Origin of the sequence: Acaryochloris sp. IP29b_bin.137, from assembly GCF_028285745.1 — a bacterium.
Lineage (GTDB): Bacteria > Cyanobacteriota > Cyanobacteriia > Thermosynechococcales > Thermosynechococcaceae > Acaryochloris.
The window spans coordinates 15702-36526 of the sequence record NZ_JANQOP010000196.1 but is presented as its reverse complement, the minus strand read 5'-3'; the positions used below and the strand labels follow the sequence as shown (position 1 = coordinate 36526).

The 20825-nt window shown below is 48.9% G+C and carries 13 protein-coding genes and 2 pseudogenes; 8 read left to right on the top strand and 7 right to left on the bottom strand.

Annotation, left to right across the window (positions count from 1 at the left end):
• The 3 genes and pseudogenes from Q0991_RS14120 to Q0991_RS14110 form a co-directional block, all read left to right on the top strand.
• A pseudogene (locus tag Q0991_RS14120) lies at positions 1 to 189 on the top strand (TetR/AcrR family transcriptional regulator); the annotation flags it as partial.
• Positions 190 to 575: 386 nt separating this feature from the next.
• Positions 576 to 1334 (top strand): peroxide stress protein YaaA, encoded by a 759-nt coding sequence (gene yaaA / locus Q0991_RS14115; protein WP_299489391.1) that lies wholly within the window; start codon positions 576 to 578, stop codon positions 1332 to 1334.
• A gap of 7 nt (positions 1335 to 1341) precedes the next feature.
• On the top strand, positions 1342 to 1971 hold the full coding sequence (locus Q0991_RS14110) for a class I SAM-dependent methyltransferase (protein ID WP_299489390.1): 630 nt from the start codon (positions 1342 to 1344) through the stop codon (positions 1969 to 1971).
• An 8-nt stretch (positions 1972 to 1979) separates the two neighbouring features.
• Here Q0991_RS14110 and Q0991_RS14105 read toward each other — a convergent pair whose 3' ends face one another.
• Positions 1980 to 2477 (bottom strand): hypothetical protein, encoded by a 498-nt coding sequence (locus tag Q0991_RS14105; RefSeq protein WP_299489389.1) that lies wholly within the window; start codon positions 2475 to 2477, stop codon positions 1980 to 1982.
• Between the two features lie 237 nt (positions 2478 to 2714).
• Between Q0991_RS14105 and Q0991_RS14100 the strand changes: the two genes are divergently transcribed.
• The 3 genes from Q0991_RS14100 (at position 2715) to Q0991_RS14090 (ending at position 8548) form a co-directional block, all read left to right on the top strand.
• Positions 2715 to 3518: a phytanoyl-CoA dioxygenase family protein gene (locus Q0991_RS14100; RefSeq protein ID WP_299489388.1), complete on the top strand. Its 804-nt coding sequence runs from the start codon at positions 2715 to 2717 to the stop codon at positions 3516 to 3518.
• A 196-nt stretch (positions 3519 to 3714) separates the two neighbouring features.
• Positions 3715 to 4251 carry a YcxB family protein gene (locus Q0991_RS14095; protein ID WP_299489387.1) on the top strand — a complete coding sequence of 179 codons (537 nt, stop codon included), beginning with the start codon at positions 3715 to 3717 and terminating at the stop codon, positions 4249 to 4251.
• A gap of 244 nt (positions 4252 to 4495) precedes the next feature.
• The gene (locus tag Q0991_RS14090; RefSeq protein WP_299489386.1) at positions 4496 to 8548 is read left to right on the top strand and encodes an adenylate/guanylate cyclase domain-containing protein; all 4053 of its coding nucleotides are present in this window, start codon (positions 4496 to 4498) and stop codon (positions 8546 to 8548) included.
• A gap of 4 nt (positions 8549 to 8552) precedes the next feature.
• On the opposite strand, the gene Q0991_RS14085 is transcribed toward Q0991_RS14090, so the two are convergent.
• The 3 genes from Q0991_RS14085 to Q0991_RS14075 form a co-directional block, all read right to left on the bottom strand.
• Entirely contained in the window at positions 8553 to 8984 is a 432-nt protein-coding gene (locus tag Q0991_RS14085) for a GNAT family N-acetyltransferase (RefSeq protein ID WP_299489384.1), read from the bottom strand.
• A gap of 125 nt (positions 8985 to 9109) precedes the next feature.
• Positions 9110 to 9895 carry a YdcF family protein gene (locus Q0991_RS14080; RefSeq protein ID WP_299489383.1) on the bottom strand — a complete coding sequence of 262 codons (786 nt, stop codon included), beginning with the start codon at positions 9893 to 9895 and terminating at the stop codon, positions 9110 to 9112.
• 173 nt (positions 9896 to 10068) lie between these two features.
• On the bottom strand, positions 10069 to 13902 hold the full coding sequence (locus Q0991_RS14075) for a hypothetical protein (protein ID WP_299489382.1): 3834 nt from the start codon (positions 13900 to 13902) through the stop codon (positions 10069 to 10071).
• A gap of 739 nt (positions 13903 to 14641) precedes the next feature.
• Here Q0991_RS14075 and psaA point away from each other — a divergent pair.
• Together psaA and psaB are read left to right on the top strand one after the other, a co-directional pair.
• Complete coding sequence (psaA, locus tag Q0991_RS14070) at positions 14642 to 16903, top strand: photosystem I core protein PsaA (protein WP_299489381.1); 2262 nt, start codon at positions 14642 to 14644, stop codon at positions 16901 to 16903.
• Between the two features lie 22 nt (positions 16904 to 16925).
• Positions 16926 to 19127, top strand: coding sequence for a photosystem I core protein PsaB (gene psaB, locus Q0991_RS14065; RefSeq protein ID WP_299489380.1), 2202 nt, complete (start codon positions 16926 to 16928; stop codon positions 19125 to 19127).
• Positions 19128 to 19264: 137 nt separating this feature from the next.
• On the opposite strand, the gene Q0991_RS14060 is transcribed toward psaB, so the two are convergent.
• From Q0991_RS14060 to Q0991_RS14050, 3 genes and pseudogenes are all read right to left on the bottom strand, one after another.
• The gene (locus tag Q0991_RS14060; RefSeq protein ID WP_299489379.1) at positions 19265 to 19558 is read right to left on the bottom strand and encodes a hypothetical protein; all 294 of its coding nucleotides are present in this window, start codon (positions 19556 to 19558) and stop codon (positions 19265 to 19267) included.
• Positions 19559 to 19588: 30 nt separating this feature from the next.
• Positions 19589 to 19879, bottom strand: a pseudogene (locus Q0991_RS14055) (phosphotransferase); the annotation flags it as partial.
• 10 nt (positions 19880 to 19889) lie between these two features.
• Positions 19890 to 20822 carry a hypothetical protein gene (locus tag Q0991_RS14050; RefSeq protein ID WP_299489377.1) on the bottom strand — a complete coding sequence of 311 codons (933 nt, stop codon included), beginning with the start codon at positions 20820 to 20822 and terminating at the stop codon, positions 19890 to 19892.
• Positions 20823 to 20825 lie beyond the last annotated feature (3 nt).

The window sequence follows — 20825 nt, the reverse complement described above, 5'->3', positions numbered from 1 at the left end:
GGACAGTTTCGCCAACTAGATGCGTTTTTAACGGCCATCAATATCTTGGGAATCTGCTCGTTTTACTTTGATGCCCATGAGAACTTGAAATACCTTGATGCCAGTCAGCAACTTCTCAGCACGGAGCGGGTACAACAGCAGACGGAAGAGGTCGTCAGATTCGTACTTGCAGGCGTTACGGCTTTGTAAGTGTATGACTTCCTAAACCCAGGCACACCTTCAAATCCTTTTGGCTGCTTTTGCTCGACCGATTGCGCTCTTTAATTCACAACAAGTGAGCACAACGCAATCACTTGAGCGATGGAGATGGTTTATCCTCTAGCCTGCATTATTCATGACGGTTGTGGGAATGCCTCGAACACCTCTCCACAGATTAAGCCCAGCATTGATTTGAACTACAGGCTGTTTTGAGGAGTGTCCTTGCCATCCGCGTTTGAAGCCCTCGTGAATAATCCAAGCTAGAGGGATCCATCATTAGTTGGTGCAGACCTTAATTCTCTCTAGCGGTCATATTCATAATTGAGTCATAAATTTCCCGTGGTAAATTGTCAGATGCGCGTAGCAGGAGTAGAGCCATGCTAATGATCATCTCCCCTTCTAAAACTCAGAACTTTGATCCGCCGCCTGAGATCGCGTACACAGTACCTGCTCAAACCGCGCAAACCCAAACACTCGTCCAACAATTGCGGCAATATAGCCCGGAAGACTTGGGAAAGCTCATGAAAATTAGCCCTAAGCTCTCAGATCTCAACTGGCAGCGCTATCAAGACTTTCAGGACTCCTTTACCCCAGAAAATGCCAAGCAAGCCCTGTTGGCCTTCAAGGGAGATGTGTATAACGGTATTCAGGTAGACACTTACTCCCAGGACGATTTTGACTTTGCCCAGAATCATCTCCGAATTCTGTCTGGGTTATATGGCCTTCTCAAACCTCTGGATTTGATTCAACCCTATCGGTTGGAAATGGGAACTAAACTCCAGACAAAAAAAGGGAAGACTCTCTATGATTTTTGGGGGGTTCAAGTTACGGAAGCACTCAATGTTGATTTGGATCCAGAGACTCCTCTGGTCAATCTAGCCTCGGGGGAGTATTTCAAGGCCGTTCAACTGCAACAGCTCAAAGGCAAGGTACTCAATATTGCCTTTAAGGAAAACAAGAATGGCGCCTATAAGGTGATTGGGATTCACGCAAAACGGGCTCGGGGGTTAATGGTGAACTATGCGATCCAACATCGCATTACTGATCCTGAAGGCTTACAAGGGTTTGATGTAGAGGGCTATCTATTTCATCCCAATCTGTCAAAAGATACCGAGTGGGTCTTTTGTCGAGGTTAAGTTTGCCGTGGGCTTCTCTCTTCAGTCTTTTGTGGCAAGACAGCTCGGGCATCCCTCTGGGATTTGGGGCCGATTACTCCTGCGATTGCTAAACCGGGAAAATGCGGGCATGAATCAACTGGCCTTTGAGCAACTGGCGATGCGCCAGGGCGATCGCATTCTAGAAATCGGGTTTGGTGGGGGCAGTTTGCTGGCTCAGATCCTGGAAACGGGTCTTCCAGATAAAGTAGTGGGAATTGACTATGCCGAAGATGCCCTGAAAGTGGTGCAACAGAAATTACGGCGATATATCCGTTCAGGCCAACTGACTTTACAGCAAGGAAATGCAAATCATCTCCCATTTCCTAACCAGCAATTTGATCATATTTGCACAGTTAATACCCTCTACTTTTGGCCCGATGCCCATGCGGTTTTCCAGGAGTGTTATCGTGTGCTCCGACCTGGGGGAACAGTGGTGATTTGCTACAACACCCAAACCTTCCTCGAAGAACAAGGTCTCACCGATCACGGATTTCAGGGATATACCGTAGAAGCTGTGGAAAACTTACTAGGCCACACAGGGTTCCAATCGATACAAACTATATCTGGCAAAGATTCCAGTAACGGGCAATATTATTGTACCTGTGGAAAACGATGATATTTCATCTATGACCACATCGTAAACGCATAGACAAAATAAGCCCCGTACAAGCCACCTATAACTCCCAAGGCCATGCGACCTTTCAGAGATTTATAGCGGCGAAAAAGGACAAAACAACTGATCAAAACAGCCAGAATCTCGACACGAGTGAAGAGTCCACCATAATGGTTAGGATCCCAATAGGAAATAGGACTTTCAAAACGCCAATTGGAAAACGGAAAAAAATGGCGGTGACCATCATCATGATGAAGGGGTAAATCCCCCAGGACGTGCAAGGTCATACTCGCAAATAGCAATATTCCTATCCGGGATTCAGCCCATAGCGCGATCAAAAAGCCAAAAGCGATGATGGGCAGAGAATTGAAGACATCAATAAAGTTCTGCCAATGAGTTTGATAGTAGGCTTGTCGCCAAATATATTGCTCAGAACTGCCCCGTAGAACCTTTTCTACGAAATAAAACACAAACATCGGAGCATCCGGCAACACACCTCCTATTGCCATTGAAGTTAGTCGCTTGGTTGATTGGTTCTGCCCTAAACACACAAGATTGAGCAGAATATGGGCAGGCGTATTCATGGGACTCGAAAACACATTAGTTGAGGATAGAATCTCTATGCTCTTGGGGAATCATCACTAGAGACCCTTTGAGTCGATTACTTTACCTTGAGTCGAAGAAGCTACGATTGTGCCTTCTTCCCCCAGCCATCGAATGGTCTGGTATAACTGCAGCTTGAACATGTGGAACTCGTGAAAACACAACAGACTCCGACCATTACCCTTCAACAGGCCTTCAAGGAGCAGGGATTCGTTGTTGTTAGGAACTTCTTTTCTCCCCAAGAGATGGAAACTCTCATTAAGCAGATTGAATCTCCAAAGAGCCGTCAATGTTTAGATCAGTGTCTGACCAAAGGTAATCTCCGATTCTATGCCAATCTCTATCGTCATAACGAATATATTCAGCAATTTGTTGCTCAGCCTAAAATTGTCCATTTCTTGCAACCCTTTATTGGTTCCGACTTTTGGGTGAGATGGGATCAAGCGGTCGCCAAGGGGCCGGGCGCAAAGACGTTCCCTTGGCATCAAGACAATGCCTATAACGGCTTTAAACAGACCCATTACCAACTTTGGGTGGCATTAACGGCAATGACCATTGAGAATGGGGGGCTTTGGCTGGTTCCCGGTAGTCATCACCAGTTGTTGCCCCATCGACAAGTCAATCATCACATGGTCTTCAAAGGTGAGCCCAAGAATCCCGCTTTTATCACCGCAGAGATTGGAGATATTGTGTTGTTTTCTTCTCTAACCTTGCATAAAACTACACCCAATACGACAGAAGGGATTCGTTGGGCTTATGTTATTGAGTACATGTCCACCCATGATTACGATCCAGGTATCGCCCCTCCCTTTTTAAGAGTTGCCAGAAGGGGGCAGCCCCATGCAGAGTTTGTCCAATCTTATCGAGGGCGCAATCCAATCAATCGCCTCAAATATCGCTTATCACGCCGGGACATTAGTCGAGTTCTGGAGTGGGAGTCGAGATAAACACTAGAGCCATGAAGCTAAGCATGAGAACCTATTCAGCAGGTTGGCCTCAATCTTTGCAAACTTTATGCATCTGTAGGATGAATGCTACGCAATCTGAGTATGGGATCAGCTGAAACCTGAACTTTCCCATAGAAGTGTTGCAGCAATCGACGTGACCTCAGTTGGAGTTGTTGATTATGAAAATCTATTGCTAATGTTTGATCTTCAATATGAAATCACAGCAGAAGACTATCTTGAAGCTGATCTGTCATGGTTCTTTCAACCCTGGTTTCAGTGGGGTATCGTTCGTGGTGTGCCAGCAGGCTTAATCTTATACTGTCTTAACTCGGTGCTATTTTACGAGCAGCTATTTGACCCTGGGTCAGAATACTATCTACTCTTTAACCTGGCGTTTTTTGGCGTGATCGCCATTATCTTCGCAAGAGTGATGAGACCCCAAGCCCTATCTAAAATCAGACGCAAGATCATTAATCGAGCAACAGCCCAAGATCCATCACGGATTGGGAAAAGGCAAACCGTGGTGGATGAAACAGGACTTTACCTAGATAAAGTCGATCACTTTGATAGAAAAAGGCTGCTTTGGCAAGACATTTGCCGATTGCGTGAAACAGAAAATTTATTTATCTTTGATTTCAAACACAAGCGCCAATGCACGTTTATTCCTAAAAGAGCCTTAGACTCAGAACAACACATTACTGACTTTAGACAGACGATTCAAGCGTTTATTTGACCTCATGCGTTTCTGCTATTTCAATGCCAGCCTTCCAGATTATGCGAACATGGACAGGGATATTGGCGTACCGTCTATATCCTAGCGATGGTGTATAAAGTCCTGAGGTCATTAATACCACGCTAGAGCTGTCTTCTAGCTTACTGGTTTGGGGATTAGGTAAAACCAGATCTGCCGATTTTCTAGATCCTGGGTAATGATAGATAAAGTTCATTAAACTTGCTCCTACCCAAGGAAAACGATAGTGGCCGAACAGATAGACATCCTGGCGAGTTACGTCCCAGATATTGTCGTGCGTCGGTTACTCCAAGATCCGACTCCTATCGCCAAGCCCCAGATTGATCGGTTTCCCGCCGCCGTTATTTTTATTGATATCTCTGGATTTACCGTCCTCACAGAGACCTTAGTCAAATCTGGCCCCGATGGTTTAGAAGCCCTCACTGCAATATTAAACGCCTATTTTGGTCAAATCGTGGATCTGATTTTGAAGTATGGCGGTGACGTGCTCAAATTTGCCGGAGATGCACTACTGGCAGTGTGGCCCGTCCAAGAATCTGAACAAATCCTACAGAACCAAACCCTGAAAGCCTGTCAATGTGCCCTTGTTATTCAAGAATTTTCCAACTCCTATACGGCAACCAGTGATGTCTCTCTAGCGCTACGAATTGGCATCGGTGCGGGTGATGTTGCGATCGCACATATTGGCGGTGTCTATAAACGCTGGGAACATGCGATCACCGGAGCACCCTTGGGCCAAATTCGCTTGGCTCAGAGCCTCGCTCAACCGGGACAAGTCGTCCTCTCTCCCGAAGTCCTCACCTTAATTCAACATCAAGGTATTGGCTCTGCCATCGATCATGGCTGTTGGCATTTAACAGCTTTATCAGAAATAAACTTACCCCGGCATACCCACCGAGGAGAACTGCCGACTGAATTAGCTGCGGGGCTAAAAGCCTATATTCCAGGCGCTATTTTGGATCGATTAGACGCAGGCCAACGGGAATGGCTAGCAGAGTATCGACTACTAACCCTGTTGTTTATCAATCTGCCTGACTTCAATGCCAATACCCCTCTAGAACAGGCCCAGCGAATTATGCAGGCCCTGCAAAGTAGCTTGTATCGCTTTGAAGGCAGCATCAATAAAATGAGCGTCGATGACAAAGGGGCCACCCTTATCGCCGCCTTGGGAATGCCCCCTTTTGCCCATGAAGATGATGCTGATCGAGGGGTACGAGCAGCCCTAGAAATGCAGGCCAAACTCAAAGGGTTGGGCTGGCACTGCAGTATTGGTATCACCACAGGCAATGTATTCTGCGGCATTGTTGGCAGTGCCCGACGGCGGGAATACACCGTGATTGGCGACATCGTCAATTTAGCCGCCCGTCTTATGCAGGCTGCTCAAGACAATATCCTGTGCGATCCCACCACCTATACAGCCGCCCGCCGTCGGTTAGCGTTCACCGCCCTACCGCCCCTAACCCTCAAAGGCATTGAGCAGCCTATTATTGTCTACCAACCCTTGGGGGCTCTCAAGCCGCAGCATCAATCCCAAAGATCCCTCGTGGGTTGCAAACGAGAACGCCAGCATCTGTTGGAGCTGGCCCAAATTTTGCAGTTTGATCAGCAGGGCAGCACTACTGTTCTCGAGGGAGAAGCGGGCATTGGCAAATCCCAGGTCGTCTTAAATTTCCTAGAGTGGTGCCAAACCCAGGAGTTGCCCTATGTTGTGGGGGCAGGTGATGCCATTGAAAAATTCACACCTTACTTTGCTTGGCGACCGATCTTTACGCAAATTCTCCAGCTTGAACCGTTACTGGAGGCCGCGGATCGGCGGCAACACATTCTCGATTTGCTAGAGGGTCGAGAAGATTTGATTGCCCTGACACCGCTGCTCAATTTCATCTCTGGCCTCGATTTTCCCGAGACTCCAATCACGCAGCAAATGAAAGGCCAAGTTCGGGCCGATAATACCCGCAATGTCCTGCTGTATTTACTGGAAATGGGTCTGGAACAGGAACCCCATGTGATTATTCTGGAGGATGCCCACTGGCTCGATTCGGCCTCTTGGGCCTTAGCCTTAGCGGTCCACCAACAGGCATTGCCCTTACTCTGCGTAATCGCCACCCGACCTTTGGCAGAACCCTGGCCGGAAGCCTATACCCAGTTGCTGGAAACTGAACAGACCAAATACCTGCGACTACGGGGGTTGTCTCGTCGCGAAACCCAACAGTTTGTCAGCCAACAGTTGGAAGTAGCTCACCTGCCTCAGCCGGTCTCAGAGTTCGTTTACGCCAAAGCGGAAGGTCATCCTCTCTTTAGTGAAGAGTTGGCCTACAGTCTTCGTGATCATGGGCTTATCCAAATTGAGCAGGGAAACTGTCAACTATCAGCGCCCGATCAGCCCTTAGAAGGACTAGATCTACCCAACACACTCCAGGGACTAATCACCAGCCGTATCGATCGGCTACTGCCCCCCCAACAGTTGATGCTCAAAGTTGCCAGCGTTATTGGCCGCAATTTTCGAGGCGACTTGCTTGAAGCCATTTACCCCTTGGCTGCGGATAAGGAACACCTACCTGAACATCTAGACAGTTTGCAGCGGTTAGAGCTAATTGTCCTCGATACCCCCCCTCCCCATTTGGGATATATGTTTCGCCACATTATGACTCAAGAAGTGGCATATCATTTGCTAGTGTTTTCTCAACGGAGAGAACTCCATCGGGCGATCGCAACCTGGTATGAACAGACTTTTACAGATGACTTAGCAGCAGTCTATACCCTCCTGGCCTACCATTGGCAGCAAGCCGAAGCCACTGACAAAGCCACACTTTACCTCGAACAAGCCGGGGAACTAGCTCTACAAGGGGGCGCTTATCAAGAAGCTGTAGCCTTCTTCTCTCAGATGTTGGCCTTACATACCCCCGAGGCCCAGGTCCCGCGCCTGCAGATAGCCCGGTGGCATCGTCAATTAGGCGAAGCTCATTACGGTCTGGGGCACTTACAAGAGAGTCAAGCGCAATTGCTACAAGCGATTACCACCCTTGGTCATCCCATTCCGCAAAATGAGCAGATGATTGGTATAAAACTCGCTGTCCAGGGATTGAAGCAGCTCTGGCATCGCTTAAAACCCCGCCGCCGAATCACCCAATCCTCCATCCGTCAGGCCCATATTTTGGAACTGACGCGATCGCAAATTTGTCTGGGAGAAGTCTGCTATTACACGAATTCCAAAACCCTGGGCACCTACGCCACCCTCGTTGGCCTCAATCTGGCAGAAACCGTCCCTCCTTCCTCCGAGCTATCCCGCATCTACGCCAATATGTGTTTTGCCACAGGCGTGTATCGGTTCCATTTTTTAGCGCGCCAATATGGGGACTTAGCGGAACAGATTCTCCAAAAGATCAATGCGCCCTTACCCTGTGTTGATTGGATCTGCATGGTGGTGGGGGTTTACAGAAGCGGCGTCGGTCAATGGCAAGCGGCCCGAGACACCATCCAGCGTTCGATTGATGCCTGCCGCCAACTGCAAGATTGGCATGTCCTTGCACAAGCTGTGGCGGGTATCGCCTTAATCCATCATTTTCAGGGCCGATTTCCAGATGCGATCGCACTCTGGGAGGAAACCCAAGAATTAGGCGCCCAGCATGGTGATATCCAGTCCTATGCCTGGGGACTGATGGGGCAAGCCGAAGAATGGGGCTGTCTAGGGAACTGGTCTAAGGCCACCGCCTGCGTGGAAGAAGTACAGGCCATTTTTGCCGAACAGCCCGGTTTGGTTGCGGACCAAATCCGGTTCGCGGGCATTGCCAGTCGGGTCTATCTCCACCATCGGGATTTATCCCAAGCCCAGCAGATCATAGAAACAGCCATTCGCCTATTGCAAGACTCTGACCCCATTGCCGTCCATACCCATGAAGGCTACGTTGGTATCGCTGAAAGCTGTATTCACCTCTGGGCCTATAATTTGCAAACTGCCAAACAGGTCCGCCAAGCTTGTGCTTCGCTGCAGCAATTTGCCCAGTCTTTTCCCATTGCTCAACCTCGGGCCTTGCTTTGGCAAGGCGTGTGGCTCTGGCATCAGGGCAAAACTGCCCAGGCCCAGAAGCTTTGGTATCAAGCCTTACAGCTGGCGACAACCCTGGCAATGCCCTACGAGCAAGTTCGTATTCACCAGCAATGGGGGCAGTGCCTCGATCCTCAAGACCCGGGTCATCGGCAACATCTCGATCAGGCCCAAAAGCTGCTGGCCAAAATGGGTCAGCCGGTGGCGAGTGATACGGCCCCTGCGATCGCATAACCCCTCAATCCTGATCAAACATCATTAGGTAATACGGCCCCTCCGGGGATTGTCCCGTAGAATCGATCCGCCATCCTTGTGAGACATAGAATGCGATCGCGGCACTATTACGCTGCACACATTTCAAAGAAGCGGGTCTGCCGATGTGAGCCAATCCACTCTGTAAGAGCGCACTGCCCATTCCCCTACGGATGAAATGCGGATTCACAAACAGATGATGAATAAAGTTTTGCGGAGGCCACCAGGAAATATATCCCATCGGCCGGTCCCCCACCGTTGCTACCCAAATCACTTCATCCTCCGTCGCTTGATCAAAATCCTCTAGCTGATAGTGCTGAGGATACTCCCAAGTAAAGGCTACCGTGCGGGAGGCCAGATAAATTTCCCGCAGATAAAGTAGATCATTGGGCTGATAGGGACGCGTATCAAAGCTCATCTGGATCTCGAATGATGATTGAGTCTGCATGGCATCCCCCTAAAAGCCATATCTTCAAGATTATGATTTCACGAATGGGGAACTCTGACAGTCCCATCGGGATTGATGTTCTCCCTTCATCCCCACTAAGCCCAACCTCGCAGCCGATAAACCGAAAATCCAATCCATTCCTTAAGAGCCTTAGTGGTGTAATTCAATGCTTCAACATCTGGCAGTAAGCGTAAAACAACCCCTAAAAGCCCGGCATTTTCATTGACTTCCGTGACCTGAAAATCCGTTGGAGCAGCAATAACGGACAACCCTAATTTCTCAAAAATTGCCATTGATCGGGGCATATGAAAAGCAGAGGTAACCAGTAATAATGGGCCTTCTATTTCGTTATCTTCAAGGACCTGCCTCACATTGGTGGCATTTTCAAATGTATTGAGGGACTCAGGTTCTAACAACAGCGCAGACTCAGGGACCCCCATGTTCTGAATTAACTCTGCCATATCTAGTGCTTCCGCTTGGCCTCCCCCTTTCCAGAAAATACGTCCACCTGCCAGGATGACTTTCGGTGCTTTGCCCTCTCGGTAAAGCTTGGCAGCATACAATACCCGATCACCGGCCTCTGACACTTCAACCCAGGGTCGAGGTGGATGAGCGGATCGCGTACAGCCTCCCAAAACCACAATCGCCTCTGCGGTCGCATCCTGTTTCACAGGTGGATATTGATGTTCTAAGGCATACATCATGCCATCCCCCACCCAACCGTTGGCGGCGAAAAAGAGAATGCCCAGCGCCAGGCCAACAGAAATAGCCGCGACTTTAGGGCGTTTCCAAAAGGTTGCGATCGCAACCAATAACAACACTGTGCTTAACCCGACTGGATAAATCAACAGAGGAAGCAACTTGGACAGAAATAGAAACATACACTTCGAACTCAAACCATGATCAGCGTTTCCAACCCATCACGCTTGTAGGGTCTAGCAGGGTCAGTACAGGATGCTGTAAGCCTTTCCCAGTATTACGCTTTTAAGTTAAAAGTTGAGGAATCTTCCATCTCAGTTATTCAGAGATGACTGAAGGGATTGAACCCACCTTGTTACGAACCAGGGGCCTTGACTGTTTTATCTGAGAAAAAACGACGATAGTAAACGCCCGGATCAAACACCGTCGATTCTGGCTTCTGTGCCTTTTCTGGAGACTGGGCATCCGCTGTCTTCTTCACATTCTGACCTGAAGAACCAGAAGCCTGTTTACTCGAAGATCCAGCTGGAGTTGTCGTTGCTTTGGAGCTTGCCTTTTGCTGACTAGATACAACCTTAGGAGAATCCGCTGCCTTAGGGCTAGGCCGCTTTTGGCTAGTGTCCTGAACCGTTGGACTCTGAAGTTTCTTCTGCTGATCCGGTGTGCGTAGTGAAGAAGAGTTAAACGGCTTAGAAACCGTTTTCATAGACTCAGACCTTGTCGGGGTTGACGATGGCGTCAAAGTTTTTGCTGCCCCCGGCCCCTTGTCAGAGCTGGAACTTGGTTTGACCGTTTTGGGCGTCGAGTTAGGGGCTGTTTTCTGCCCCGATTGATTGAGTTGCTGCTGCCAGCGATCTCGCAGTGATGAAAATACGGACTCTGTTGGTTTTGCTGGGGTTGGCTGAGTCGTTGCTGATGGCTTAGATTCAGCAGGCTTTGCTGCGGCAGGTTCCTTAGCTGCAGACTGGGTCGCCGATGGTTTTGGGGTTGGCCTTGGTGCTGCTGGTTTCTTCTGTACAGATGGAGGGGCAGACTTTTGAGTAGGCATCCCCTTATCTTGGCTAGGAGTCACAGTCCCAGACGCTTTCTGGGGAGCTGGCTTCACCGGAGCGGGTTTGGCCTTCTCGGTCGGAGCCATCAACTGCTTCTGTTGTTGCCATTGATTGCGCAATGACGAAAAGACTGACTCTGTAGGCTTCGACTTTTCTGACTGTTTCGCTGCTGGTTTGGGCATCGATGGCTTCTCGATCGGCTCCTTGGTGATGGGTTTTGCCACTGGTGTTTTCTGAGTCGACGGAGACGTTGAGCGTTCAGCAGAAGGTTTCTTCTGGGGAGCTGTTGTTGCAGGTGGCCGAGGCGACTGGCTAGGGGGTGAAGTTACAGTCCCTGTTGCACCCGTCGTTTTCTGGGGAACAGGTTTAACCGGAGCGGGTTTGGTCGTTTCGGTCGGAGCCATCAGCTGCTTTTGCTGTTGCCATTGATTGCGTAACGATGAAAAAACTGAATCTGTGGACTTCGGCTTTGCTGACGGAGCCGTCGATGGCTTTGGCTCAACTGGCTGCGCGGTCGGCTTCTTGGGTTGAGGTTGGGTTACTAACGGTTGCTGGACAGGGCTTTTAGCAGTGGGTTTCTTTTCAGCCGATGTTGAAGACGGTTTAGCTGGCGCGCTTTTCGTTTGGCTGGGAGGTTTGGTTACTGCCCCACTAGGCGTTTTCTTTGCATCCGGCTGAACTGGAGTAGGTTTAGCCGTTTCGGCAGGAGCCATGAGCTGCTTTTGTTGCTGCCATCGATCTCGAAGCGCTGAGAATGCAGAAGGCTGAGGCTTCTCCTTAGATTGCACAGAAGGTTTAGCAGGCTCCTTCGGCGTTGGCTTGTCAATCTTCGCAGGTGTTGCAGGCTGAGCAGAACGACTTGTCTTAGGCGTCACTGTCTGAGCAGGTTCGGTTGCTTTATCCGGTGTTACGGTCGGCTTGACTGTGCTTGGCGTTGTCGCTTTGGGCGCTGGACTAGGTTCTTGTGCGGGCGTTGCACTTTGCTGCAGCCGATCACGAAATACAGAAAATACAGAGGAGTTAGACTTCTCAGCCTTTGGGTTGGAGGGCTGAGGTTTTGCAGCTTTGTCGGCTGTTTTTGCACTCGACTCAGGCGCTTTTGGAGTAACAGCAGAAGATTTAGGCTGTTGGGTGCTTGAGGGCTGGGAAACTGTTGACTTGGGTGGGACTTGAGGCTTAGGGGTTGGCTGAGATGGGGCAACGGTTATGGTCTTAGCCTTAGCAGATGGGGCACCGTCTTGGCGGGTTGAGCGAGAGCCGGGAGCTGGCTGCACTTTTTTCGGAGATGGCGTCGCCTGCTGACTGGATGGCACACTGAGGCTAGGGGTTGGCTTTGGCTCCACCTTCTGAGGTGCGGGTTTAGGAACTGGTTTTGGCTCTACTTTCGGAGGCGCAGAGCTGGATGCTGGCTTTGGCTCTACGCTTGTAGCGGGTACTTTTTCTCCAGCCTTTGAGGGTGCGGGTTGAGCGGATTCAGGCCGCACCTGCTTCCAGAACTTGGTCAAGGTCGTCTTCAGGGAAGAATCTTCGTCTTTCTGAGTCGGTTTGGATTGCCCAGACTGGTTCGGCAGCGCTGGAGACTTCTCTTTAGTCGGTTCTGGCGCTGGAGACTTCGGTGTTGGGGCCGAGGGGACTGGAGTTTTTGTGGGCGTTGGAGATACTTTAGGAGTCTCTGACTTCGGTGCCACCGTCTTAGGGGTTGCTTTAGGAGCAGCGTCCACCTTCACGGGTGCCGATTTCTCTAAAGACTTCGGTACCGTTTTCTCGATACCTGAAGCATCCACTGGCTGAGGCTTCTTCAAATCAGCGGGGGGGGAAGACTTCTCTTTCTGGAGTGATGTTGGAGATTTCTGTTCAGCTTTAGCAGCAGATGGCTGGGCTGGCGCAGTTTTGTTAGGCTCCTTTTCCTTGGCTTTAACCGCTGGTTCTGTCTTCACCGGTTTACGGGCAGGTACTGGAGCAGGAGAGGCAGCCTTTGTTCGATCGACCGTTGGTTTTTGCGCCTTCTGAGTAGGGGGTGTTGGCTGAACAGTTTGAGCAGGCTGCTTCTGCGTCTCAAGAGATTTTGGCTCAGCCGGCTTGGCAGGCGGCGCCACAGGTTTGACTGACGCTGGAGGTGCTTGAGGTTTGGGAGTCGCCTCAGGCTGTTTAAGAACTGGGGCTGGAGCAGGAACAACTTTGGGAGTTTCAGCTTTGGGTGGTGCTGGCTCAGGCGGAGTAGCAGACGGTGCTGGCTTCACTGGTGGCTGAGGCCGTTTATAGTTGGGATTAACAATCCCGCCAGCATCTAGTACAGACAGATCTCCCCGCACTAATTTGGAGAGCGTATCATTGCCATTTTCTTGCAGTTCAACGACGCGAATGGTGTCATTAAAGGCATTATCGATTTTTCGTCCTTGCCGATCGGTTAATTGCATACGCACCCAGTTCTTACCCGGCTTTAGACCTTGAACATAAAACGGTTGCCATTCATTAATCCGAAACTGAGAGCCATTGACAGAAATTTCAGCTTGCCAGCTAGCTGGTTTAGAGTCCGTGTTGCTTAAGAAAAAGTCGATCAGAACAGTATCTGTCCCAAATCCTCCTTGGGGTTGTAGATAGGTCAGCAAAGGCTGATTGGCTGCAGGATTGTTCTCCTCCGTCTTAGTGAACACATGAAAGGTAACTTGAGCAAAAGCACTCGAATTTTTGAAGCTTTCGGCCCAAGGGCGAGTGGCCACTGCTCGGATCGTATGAGTGCCTGGTGCTAAATCTTTAATGATCAACGGTTGGTTGAGGTCATAAATCTCTTGGGCAGGTTGGTTATCGAGTAGAACACTAAGGTGGGGTCCCAGGCCCAACTTGGCATCTTTAAAAATAGGTAAATCTTTAACATCGAAGCGGACCGAAACGGAATCATCCTTCAGGAGCTGATCAGCAGCAGGACTGAGGATTTTCACCTGAGGCTGGTATCGATCCATTTGCGATCGCAATTTCTGAATCGTCTCCGGTGGTGAAACTTCAACGATATCGGTGACTTGTGAGAATTGACGGGAAGGCGCTGCTAGGACAGGGGAAGCAATAGTTAAGCTGATCCCCACGATGCACATAAGCGTGAAACTACTCAGCCACCCGACTATTGCCTGCCGACACCGCATACCAAATACCTAGAAATACTTATTTATTAGTGATTGTGACAATCTTGCTCTAGGGGAACTATACCGGAAAAGTCTCGCACTAATTGATGAAATATGAAGCTTTACCTCTGTCAGTAAGTCATGAGAATTTCCAAACAGAAACATAAGAATTTCTTATATCTTATTCCAATAAACTCCCAAGAATAGATATCTTATTGGTTAATGTATCGACTTATTTCAATGACGTCTGTTGACTCATTCGAGACCCGTTAAAACGCTTGAAAATATTGAGCTTTAGAGGTTTAGTGATGTTTTGACGAGATCATTCAATCCCTGATTTGCCAACGAACAATGGCCGCAAAGTAAATATTTATTAAACATTCTGAATATTTGTGTTTATATAAGTTTTTTTACTCATCCTTGATCGGGTGATCCCGGCTGATATTTGGCACCTTAATTATTGTTAATTAGCTGAAAAAGTCCTGTCAGGCTTCTATAATTCACTATTGAGAACTCCATTCCAGATGGCTTTCCACTGCTGCTACAGCACTCTGTCATCTAAAGAGATTTGTCTGTTGCTAGCGAAATGTAAACCTAAGGTGGCGGTTTTATTAAAAAAGCTTTGAAGTCTTTACGCTTAAAGCAATTTTGCTGATTTATATGTATTTTCTGCATAGCATCAGCGCCATTCTCTTAGGAATGACACTGCTATCTGGTGAGGATGCTCATTCCTTGCTTGTCCAAAGAGAGGAGAGTCTCAATGACAACTAGCCCAGGTGGGCCAGAGACAAAAGGCAGAACAGCTGAAGTTGACATCAACCCCGTTAAAGCTTCTTTAGAAGTTGCGGGTAAGCCAGGTCACTTTAATAAAAGTCTGTCGAAGGGTCCCCAAACCACCACTTGGATTTGGAACCTTCATGCTCTAGCTCATGATTTTGATACACAAACTAACGACCTAGAGGAAATATCCCGCAAGATTTTTAGTGCCCATTTTGGACACTTAGCAATTGTCTTTGTGTGGATCAGCGGGATGATTTTCCACGCTGCTCGTTTTTCTAATTACTACGCATGGCTGGCTGATCCCTTAGGGAACAAGCCCAGTGCTCATGTCGTTTGGCCTATTGTTGGCCAAGACATTTTAAATGCAGATGTAGGTAACGGATTCCACGGGATCCAGATTACCTCTGGCCTTTTTCATATATTGCGTGGAGCTGGAATGACAGCTCCTATTGAACTTTACTCCACTTCTATTGGTGCCCTTGTGGCAGCTGCAGTAACCATGTATGCCGGTTACTTCCACTACCACAAGAAAGCTCCCAAGTTGGAGTGGTTCCAAAATGCTGAAGCAACGATTGGTGGACATCTCATCAACTTGCTCGGCTTAGGTAACTTAGCTTGGACAGGTCACCTGATCCACGTTTCTTTGCCTATTAATAAAATGCTGGATTCTGGCATGGCTCCAGAGGATATTCCGATTCCGCATGAATATCTTTTGGATAAAGCCTTTATGGCCGATTTATATCCCAGCTTTGCCCAAGGATTGGCGCCTTATTTCACGCTAAATTGGGGTGTTTATGCTGATTTCTTAACCTTCAAAGGTGGACTTGATCCACAAACTGGCGGGTTATGGATGACAGATATTGCTCACCACCACTTAGCTTTGGCTGTGATGTATATCATTGCTGGTCACATGTACCGAACAAACTGGGGCATTGGCCATCACATGCGAGAGATCATGGATGCCCACAAAGGACCCTTCACTGGTGAAGGTCATAAGGGACTCTATGATGTCTTAACCACTTCTTGGCATGCTCAGCTCGCCATTAACCTTGCTTGTTGGGGGTCTTTTAGCATTGTTTGTGCCCATCACATGTATGCAATGCCCCCCTATCCATATTTGGCAACAGATTATGCAACTCAGTTGAATCTGTTTGTTCACCATATGTGGTTGGGCGGTTTTTACATTGTGGGTGGTGCAGCTCACGCTGCCATCTTCATGGTGCGAGACTATGATCCCGCCATGAACCAGAACAATGTTCTAGATCGGATGCTTCGTCACAGAGACACCATCATTGCTCATCTCAACTGGGTTTGTTTGTTCTTGGGATTCCATTCCTTCGACCTATATATCCACAATGATGAGATGCGTTCTTTGGGACGTCCCCAAGACATGTTCTCTGATACCGCGATTCAGCTCCAGCCTATCTTTGCTCAGTGGGTCCAAAACTTACAAGCAAACGTAGCGGGAACGATTCGAGCTCCCCTTGCTGAAGGTGCAACCAGCTTAGCCTGGGGCGGTGACCCTCTATTTGTCGGTGGCAAAGTTGCTATGCAACATGTTTCCTTGGGAACAGCCGACTTTATGATTCACCATATTCACGCCTTCCAGATTCACGTGACAGTGCTTATCCTTCTCAAAGGGGTACTCTACGCCCGTAGCTCTCGTCTCATTCCAGACAAGGCTAACTTAGGCTTCAGATTCCCTTGTGATGGCCCCGGTCGGGGTGGTACTTGCCAATCTTCTGGTTGGGACCACGTCTTCTTAGGTCTGTTTTGGATGTACAACTGCATTTCGATTGTTAACTTCCACTTCTTCTGGAAAATGCAATCGGATGTCTGGGGGTCGGCCAACGCGGATGGCGCAATTTCCTACCTTACAGCAGGCAATTGGGCACAGTCTTCAATCACCATTAATGGTTGGCTGCGAGACTTCCTTTGGGCTCAATCTGTTCAGGTGATTAACTCCTACGGTTCTGCCCTATCTGCCTACGGAATTCTGTTCCTGGGTGCTCACTTTATCTGGGCCTTCAGCCTGATGTTCTTGTTCAGTGGTCGTGGCTATTGGCAAGAGCTGATTGAGTCTATTGTTTGGGCTCACAGCAAGTTAAAGATTGCTCCCGCTATCCAACCTCGTGCCATGAGTATTACTCAAGGTCGTGCAGTTGGACTGGGCCATTACCTCCTAGGTGGAATTGTGACCTCTTGGTCCTTCTACCTAGCTCGAATTCTCGCATTAGGATAGGCAAGGAGGACTCTAAAAACTTATGGCTACTAAATTTCCGAGTTTTAGCCAAGACCTTGCCCAAGATCCAACCACTCGTCGGATCTGGTACGGAATTGCCACAGTTCATGATTTTGAGACTCATGACGGAATGACGGAGGAAAATCTTTACCAAAAGATTTTCGCGACCCACTTCGGTCATCTCTCTATCATCTTTCTATGGGCTGCTGGTCTTCTGTTTCACGTCGCCTGGCAAGGCAACTTTGAACAGTGGATCCAAGATCCACTCACCGTTCGTCCCATCGCCCATGCGATCTGGGACCCTCAATTGGGTGATGCTGCCACTCAGGCTTTCACCCAGGCTGGTGCCTCTGGCCCAGTTGATCTGTGTTACTCCGGTGTTTATCACTGGTGGTACACCATCGGCATGCGCACCAATGGCGATCTTTACAGTGGCTCCATCTTCTTGATGGTGGTTGCTTCCGTCATGTTGTTTGCAGGTTGGCTTCACCTACAACCCAAATTTCGACCTAGCCTAGCTTGGTTTAGAGATGCTGAATCCCAAATGAACCACCACTTAGCGGTTCTATTTGGTGCTAGCTCTTTGGGTTGGACGGGTCACTTAATTCACGTTGCTATTCCTGAAGCTCGGGGTCAGCACGTGGGTTGGGATAACTTCCTGTCAACCATGCCTCACCCTGCAGGTTTAGCGCCTTTCTTCACAGGGCGTTGGGCTGTTTATGCTCAAAACCCTGATACCGCTGGCCATATCTTTGGTACTGGCGAAGGTGCAGGAACCGCCATTCTGACGTTCATGGGTGGTTTTCATCCTCAAACGGAAGCCTTGTGGTTAACAGATATTGCCCACCATCATTTGGCAATTGCTGTTCTCTACATTGTTGCTGGTCACATGTACCGCACTCAGTTTGGTATCGGCCACAGCATGAAAGAAATCATGGATGCTCATAGAGATCCATGGTACGGAGCGACTTTGCAAGGTCTGTATGACACTTACAACGAGTCTCTTCACTTCCAACTTGCCTTCCACTTGGCTGCGTTAGGAGTGATCACTGAGGTTGTTGCCCAGCACATGTACTCGTTGCCGTCTTATGCGTTTATCTCGCAAGACTATGTGACGCAGGCTGCGCTCTATACTCATCACCAGTATATTGGTGGTTTCCTAGCCCTTGGTGCTTATGCTCACGGTGGCATCTTCTTTGTTCGGGACTATGATCCTGAGCGCAACAAAGGAAATGCGCTTTCCCGACTACTTGAGCATAAAGAGGTCATTATTTCCCACTTATCTTGGGTGTCCATGCTCTTGGGTTTCCATACTCTAGACTTGTATGTCCATAACGATGTAGTGGTTGCCTTTGGCACACCTGAAAAGCAAATTCTGCCTGAGCCAATCTTCGCGGAATGGGTTCAAGCTTGTCACGGCAAGCTGTTGTTGGGTTTAGATAAATTACTGTCTAATCCTCAAAGTATTGCTTCTACTGCCTGGCCTAACTATGGAGATGTATGGCTTCCCGGTTGGTTGGATGCAGTGAATGGTGCCAATACGCCCTTCCTAAACATTGGTCCTGGAGACTTCTTAGTCCACCATGGTATTGCGTTCAGTATCCACGTCACAGTCTTGATTTGTGTTAAAGGCTGCTTAGATGCCCGTGGCTCTAAGCTAATGCCCGACAAGAAAGACTTTGGATACAGCTTCCCTTGTGATGGTCCTGGTAGAGGCGGTACTTGCGATATTTCTGCTTGGGACTCCTTCTACTTGGCTACATTCTGGATGCTCAACACTATTGGTTGGGTCACCTTCTACTTCAACTGGAAACAGTTAAGTGTTTGGTCTGGCAATATTGCCCAGTTTAATAATGACTCCACCTACCTAATGGGATGGCTGAGAGATTATCTCTGGGGTTATTCAGCTCAGTTGATTAACGGTTATACGCCTTTCGGTGTGAACAGTTTGTCAGTTTGGGCCTGGATTTTCCTCTTAGGTCACCTCTGTTGGGCGACTGGCTTCTTGTTCTTAATCTCCTGGAGAGGTTATTGGCAAGAGCTAATCGAAACATTAGTTTGGGCTCATCAACGCACTCCTCTCGCCAACTTGGTGATGTGGAAGGACAAGCCTGTTGCTCTATCTATCGTTCAAGGTCGCTTAGTTGGCTTAGTTCACTTTGCGGTTGGCTATTTTGTTACCTACGGTGCTTTTGTGATTGGTGCGACCGCTCCACTCAGTTAAAGTTCTATAGCAATATAGCTGTCGATAAATAGCGAAATCCCCCTTGAACTATGAGGTTCAAGGGGGATTCCTTTTGTTCATGAATGATGTTGGCTAATAGGTCGTTTTTCTCTGGGATCGTTCTCTCTTTAAGCCTGCTAGCTTAAATTTGTCGTATCTTCAGTTTGGGGACCGAAGTTAGATAAGGCCAATGCAGCAATCACAAAGTCTAAGGTTGCAGAGCCTAATAAGCCAACGATAGATTGTATTGCGGTGTATTTCTCTGTGTAGATGTAGAGACCTATATTCGCCACACCGAATAAGGACCAAGTCAGCCAGCTAACGCCTTGGGTTGATCGATCTTTGAGGATAGTGGCCAATTGGATGATGGTGGCAGTCGGAATAATGACAGCGGGTAACCATCCCGCCAGTTTAATGAGTGTTGGTGTCATAAGACCTTATTCTTAGATGTTGTTTGTCTGTTAGGTATCACGGTAATAATTATCGATTAACTGATTAATAGTTGCTTGGGGGACTGTTGTTGATGCTTTTTTATCCAGGGCTTCTACCAATGTAATCAGACTTTTCCACAAGGCCCAACCGCGGCTTCGTGCCCAGGTTGCATCATCCACTGCTAGCGCTGACTGAAATGCTGTGCGGCTCTCACCAGAGAAGAATGTCCAGGCAATGGCGTAGTCACAAGCTGGATCACCCACTCCTAGACAACCAAAGTCGATGACTGCATGTAAGCGCTGCTGATGTACCAGTAGATTGCTATAGAACTTAGCTTGCGACAATTTCTACCGATGATGTCAGTTCCTTTAGCTCATCTGCCGACAAGTCAGACACGATCGCATAGTGAAACTCACCATCACTCCAAAACACTCCACCCGGTCCATCTTGGATGGCCAGATAGAGCTTCTCTAGCGTTAACTGAGGCAGTTCGGGCTTCTGGGTACGGGCAATTTGATAAAACGAGACCTGACCATGCTGGTCCGTATCGTACATGATTCGGACGCCCTTGGACTGCCCAAAGGTGCAAACGCTGCCCCCCAATAATTTAGAACTCACCTGCGACAGAATCGGCATAGCCGAGGGCATGGGAGCCTGCGCCCTTAGCAGCGCAGCCAGCTCGATCGGCTGATTGCTAGGGATATCCACCGCTTTCAGCCCCTTTTTCAAAGACTTGCGATGATCCACAAGGATCTGTTCTACCCCCTGCCAATTCTGGTTAACGAACGTATCGGTGGTGGTAATAACGACATTCCTGGGAGTAGCCTGTGATGTTGTTGAAGAGGGCAGTGCGGCCATGCGACTTTTTTGCTCCGCTAACTCCTGTTGAACCTGAGCCAATTGGTGCTGAAAATGAACCGTCTGCATGCCAAGGGTGATCGTGGTGACTGCCGCAATACTGCCAAAGATTTTAGCCCAGGGACGTTGAGTCTGGGGACGAGCGGTGGGTTGTTGGGCGGTGGCCGACGCAGCCTGGGCCGCAGATTGCATGATGTGGTCCCGAGCTGAGCATTGAGGTTGGGATTCAGCCAGGGCAAAGGGCAATAGATCTAGCGTCTCTTGTAGCCCGGTCACTTCGTCCCAGAGGGCGGGATGCTCTACCGCTAGCTGCTGAAACTCAGCCATCTCATCGGAGTCGAGGTTGCCGAGCACGTAGCCCGCCGCTAATTCTTCAAATCGGTTGTGGGGAGTGGGATCGACCATGAG

Excerpts from the sequence above, each read along its gene's own strand:
- yaaA (WP_299489391.1), top strand. The coding sequence starts at position 576 with ATGCTAATGATCATCTCCCCTTCTAAAACTCAGAACTTTGATCCGCCG.
- Q0991_RS14105 (WP_299489389.1), bottom strand. The coding sequence starts at position 2,477 with ATGGCAATAGGAGGTGTGTTGCCGGATGCTCCGATGTTTGTGTTTTAT.
- Q0991_RS14095 (WP_299489387.1), top strand. The coding sequence starts at position 3,715 with ATGTTTGATCTTCAATATGAAATCACAGCAGAAGACTATCTTGAAGCT.
- Q0991_RS14085 (WP_299489384.1), bottom strand. The coding sequence starts at position 8,984 with ATGAGCTTTGATACGCGTCCCTATCAGCCCAATGATCTACTTTATCTG.
- Q0991_RS14080 (WP_299489383.1), bottom strand. The coding sequence starts at position 9,895 with ATGTTTCTATTTCTGTCCAAGTTGCTTCCTCTGTTGATTTATCCAGTC.
- Q0991_RS14075 (WP_299489382.1), bottom strand. The coding sequence starts at position 13,902 with ATGCGGTGTCGGCAGGCAATAGTCGGGTGGCTGAGTAGTTTCACGCTT.
- psaA (WP_299489381.1), top strand. The coding sequence starts at position 14,642 with ATGACAACTAGCCCAGGTGGGCCAGAGACAAAAGGCAGAACAGCTGAA.
- psaB (WP_299489380.1), top strand. The coding sequence starts at position 16,926 with ATGGCTACTAAATTTCCGAGTTTTAGCCAAGACCTTGCCCAAGATCCA.
- Q0991_RS14060 (WP_299489379.1), bottom strand. The coding sequence starts at position 19,558 with ATGACACCAACACTCATTAAACTGGCGGGATGGTTACCCGCTGTCATT.
- Q0991_RS14050 (WP_299489377.1), bottom strand. The coding sequence starts at position 20,822 with ATGGTCGATCCCACTCCCCACAACCGATTTGAAGAATTAGCGGCGGGC.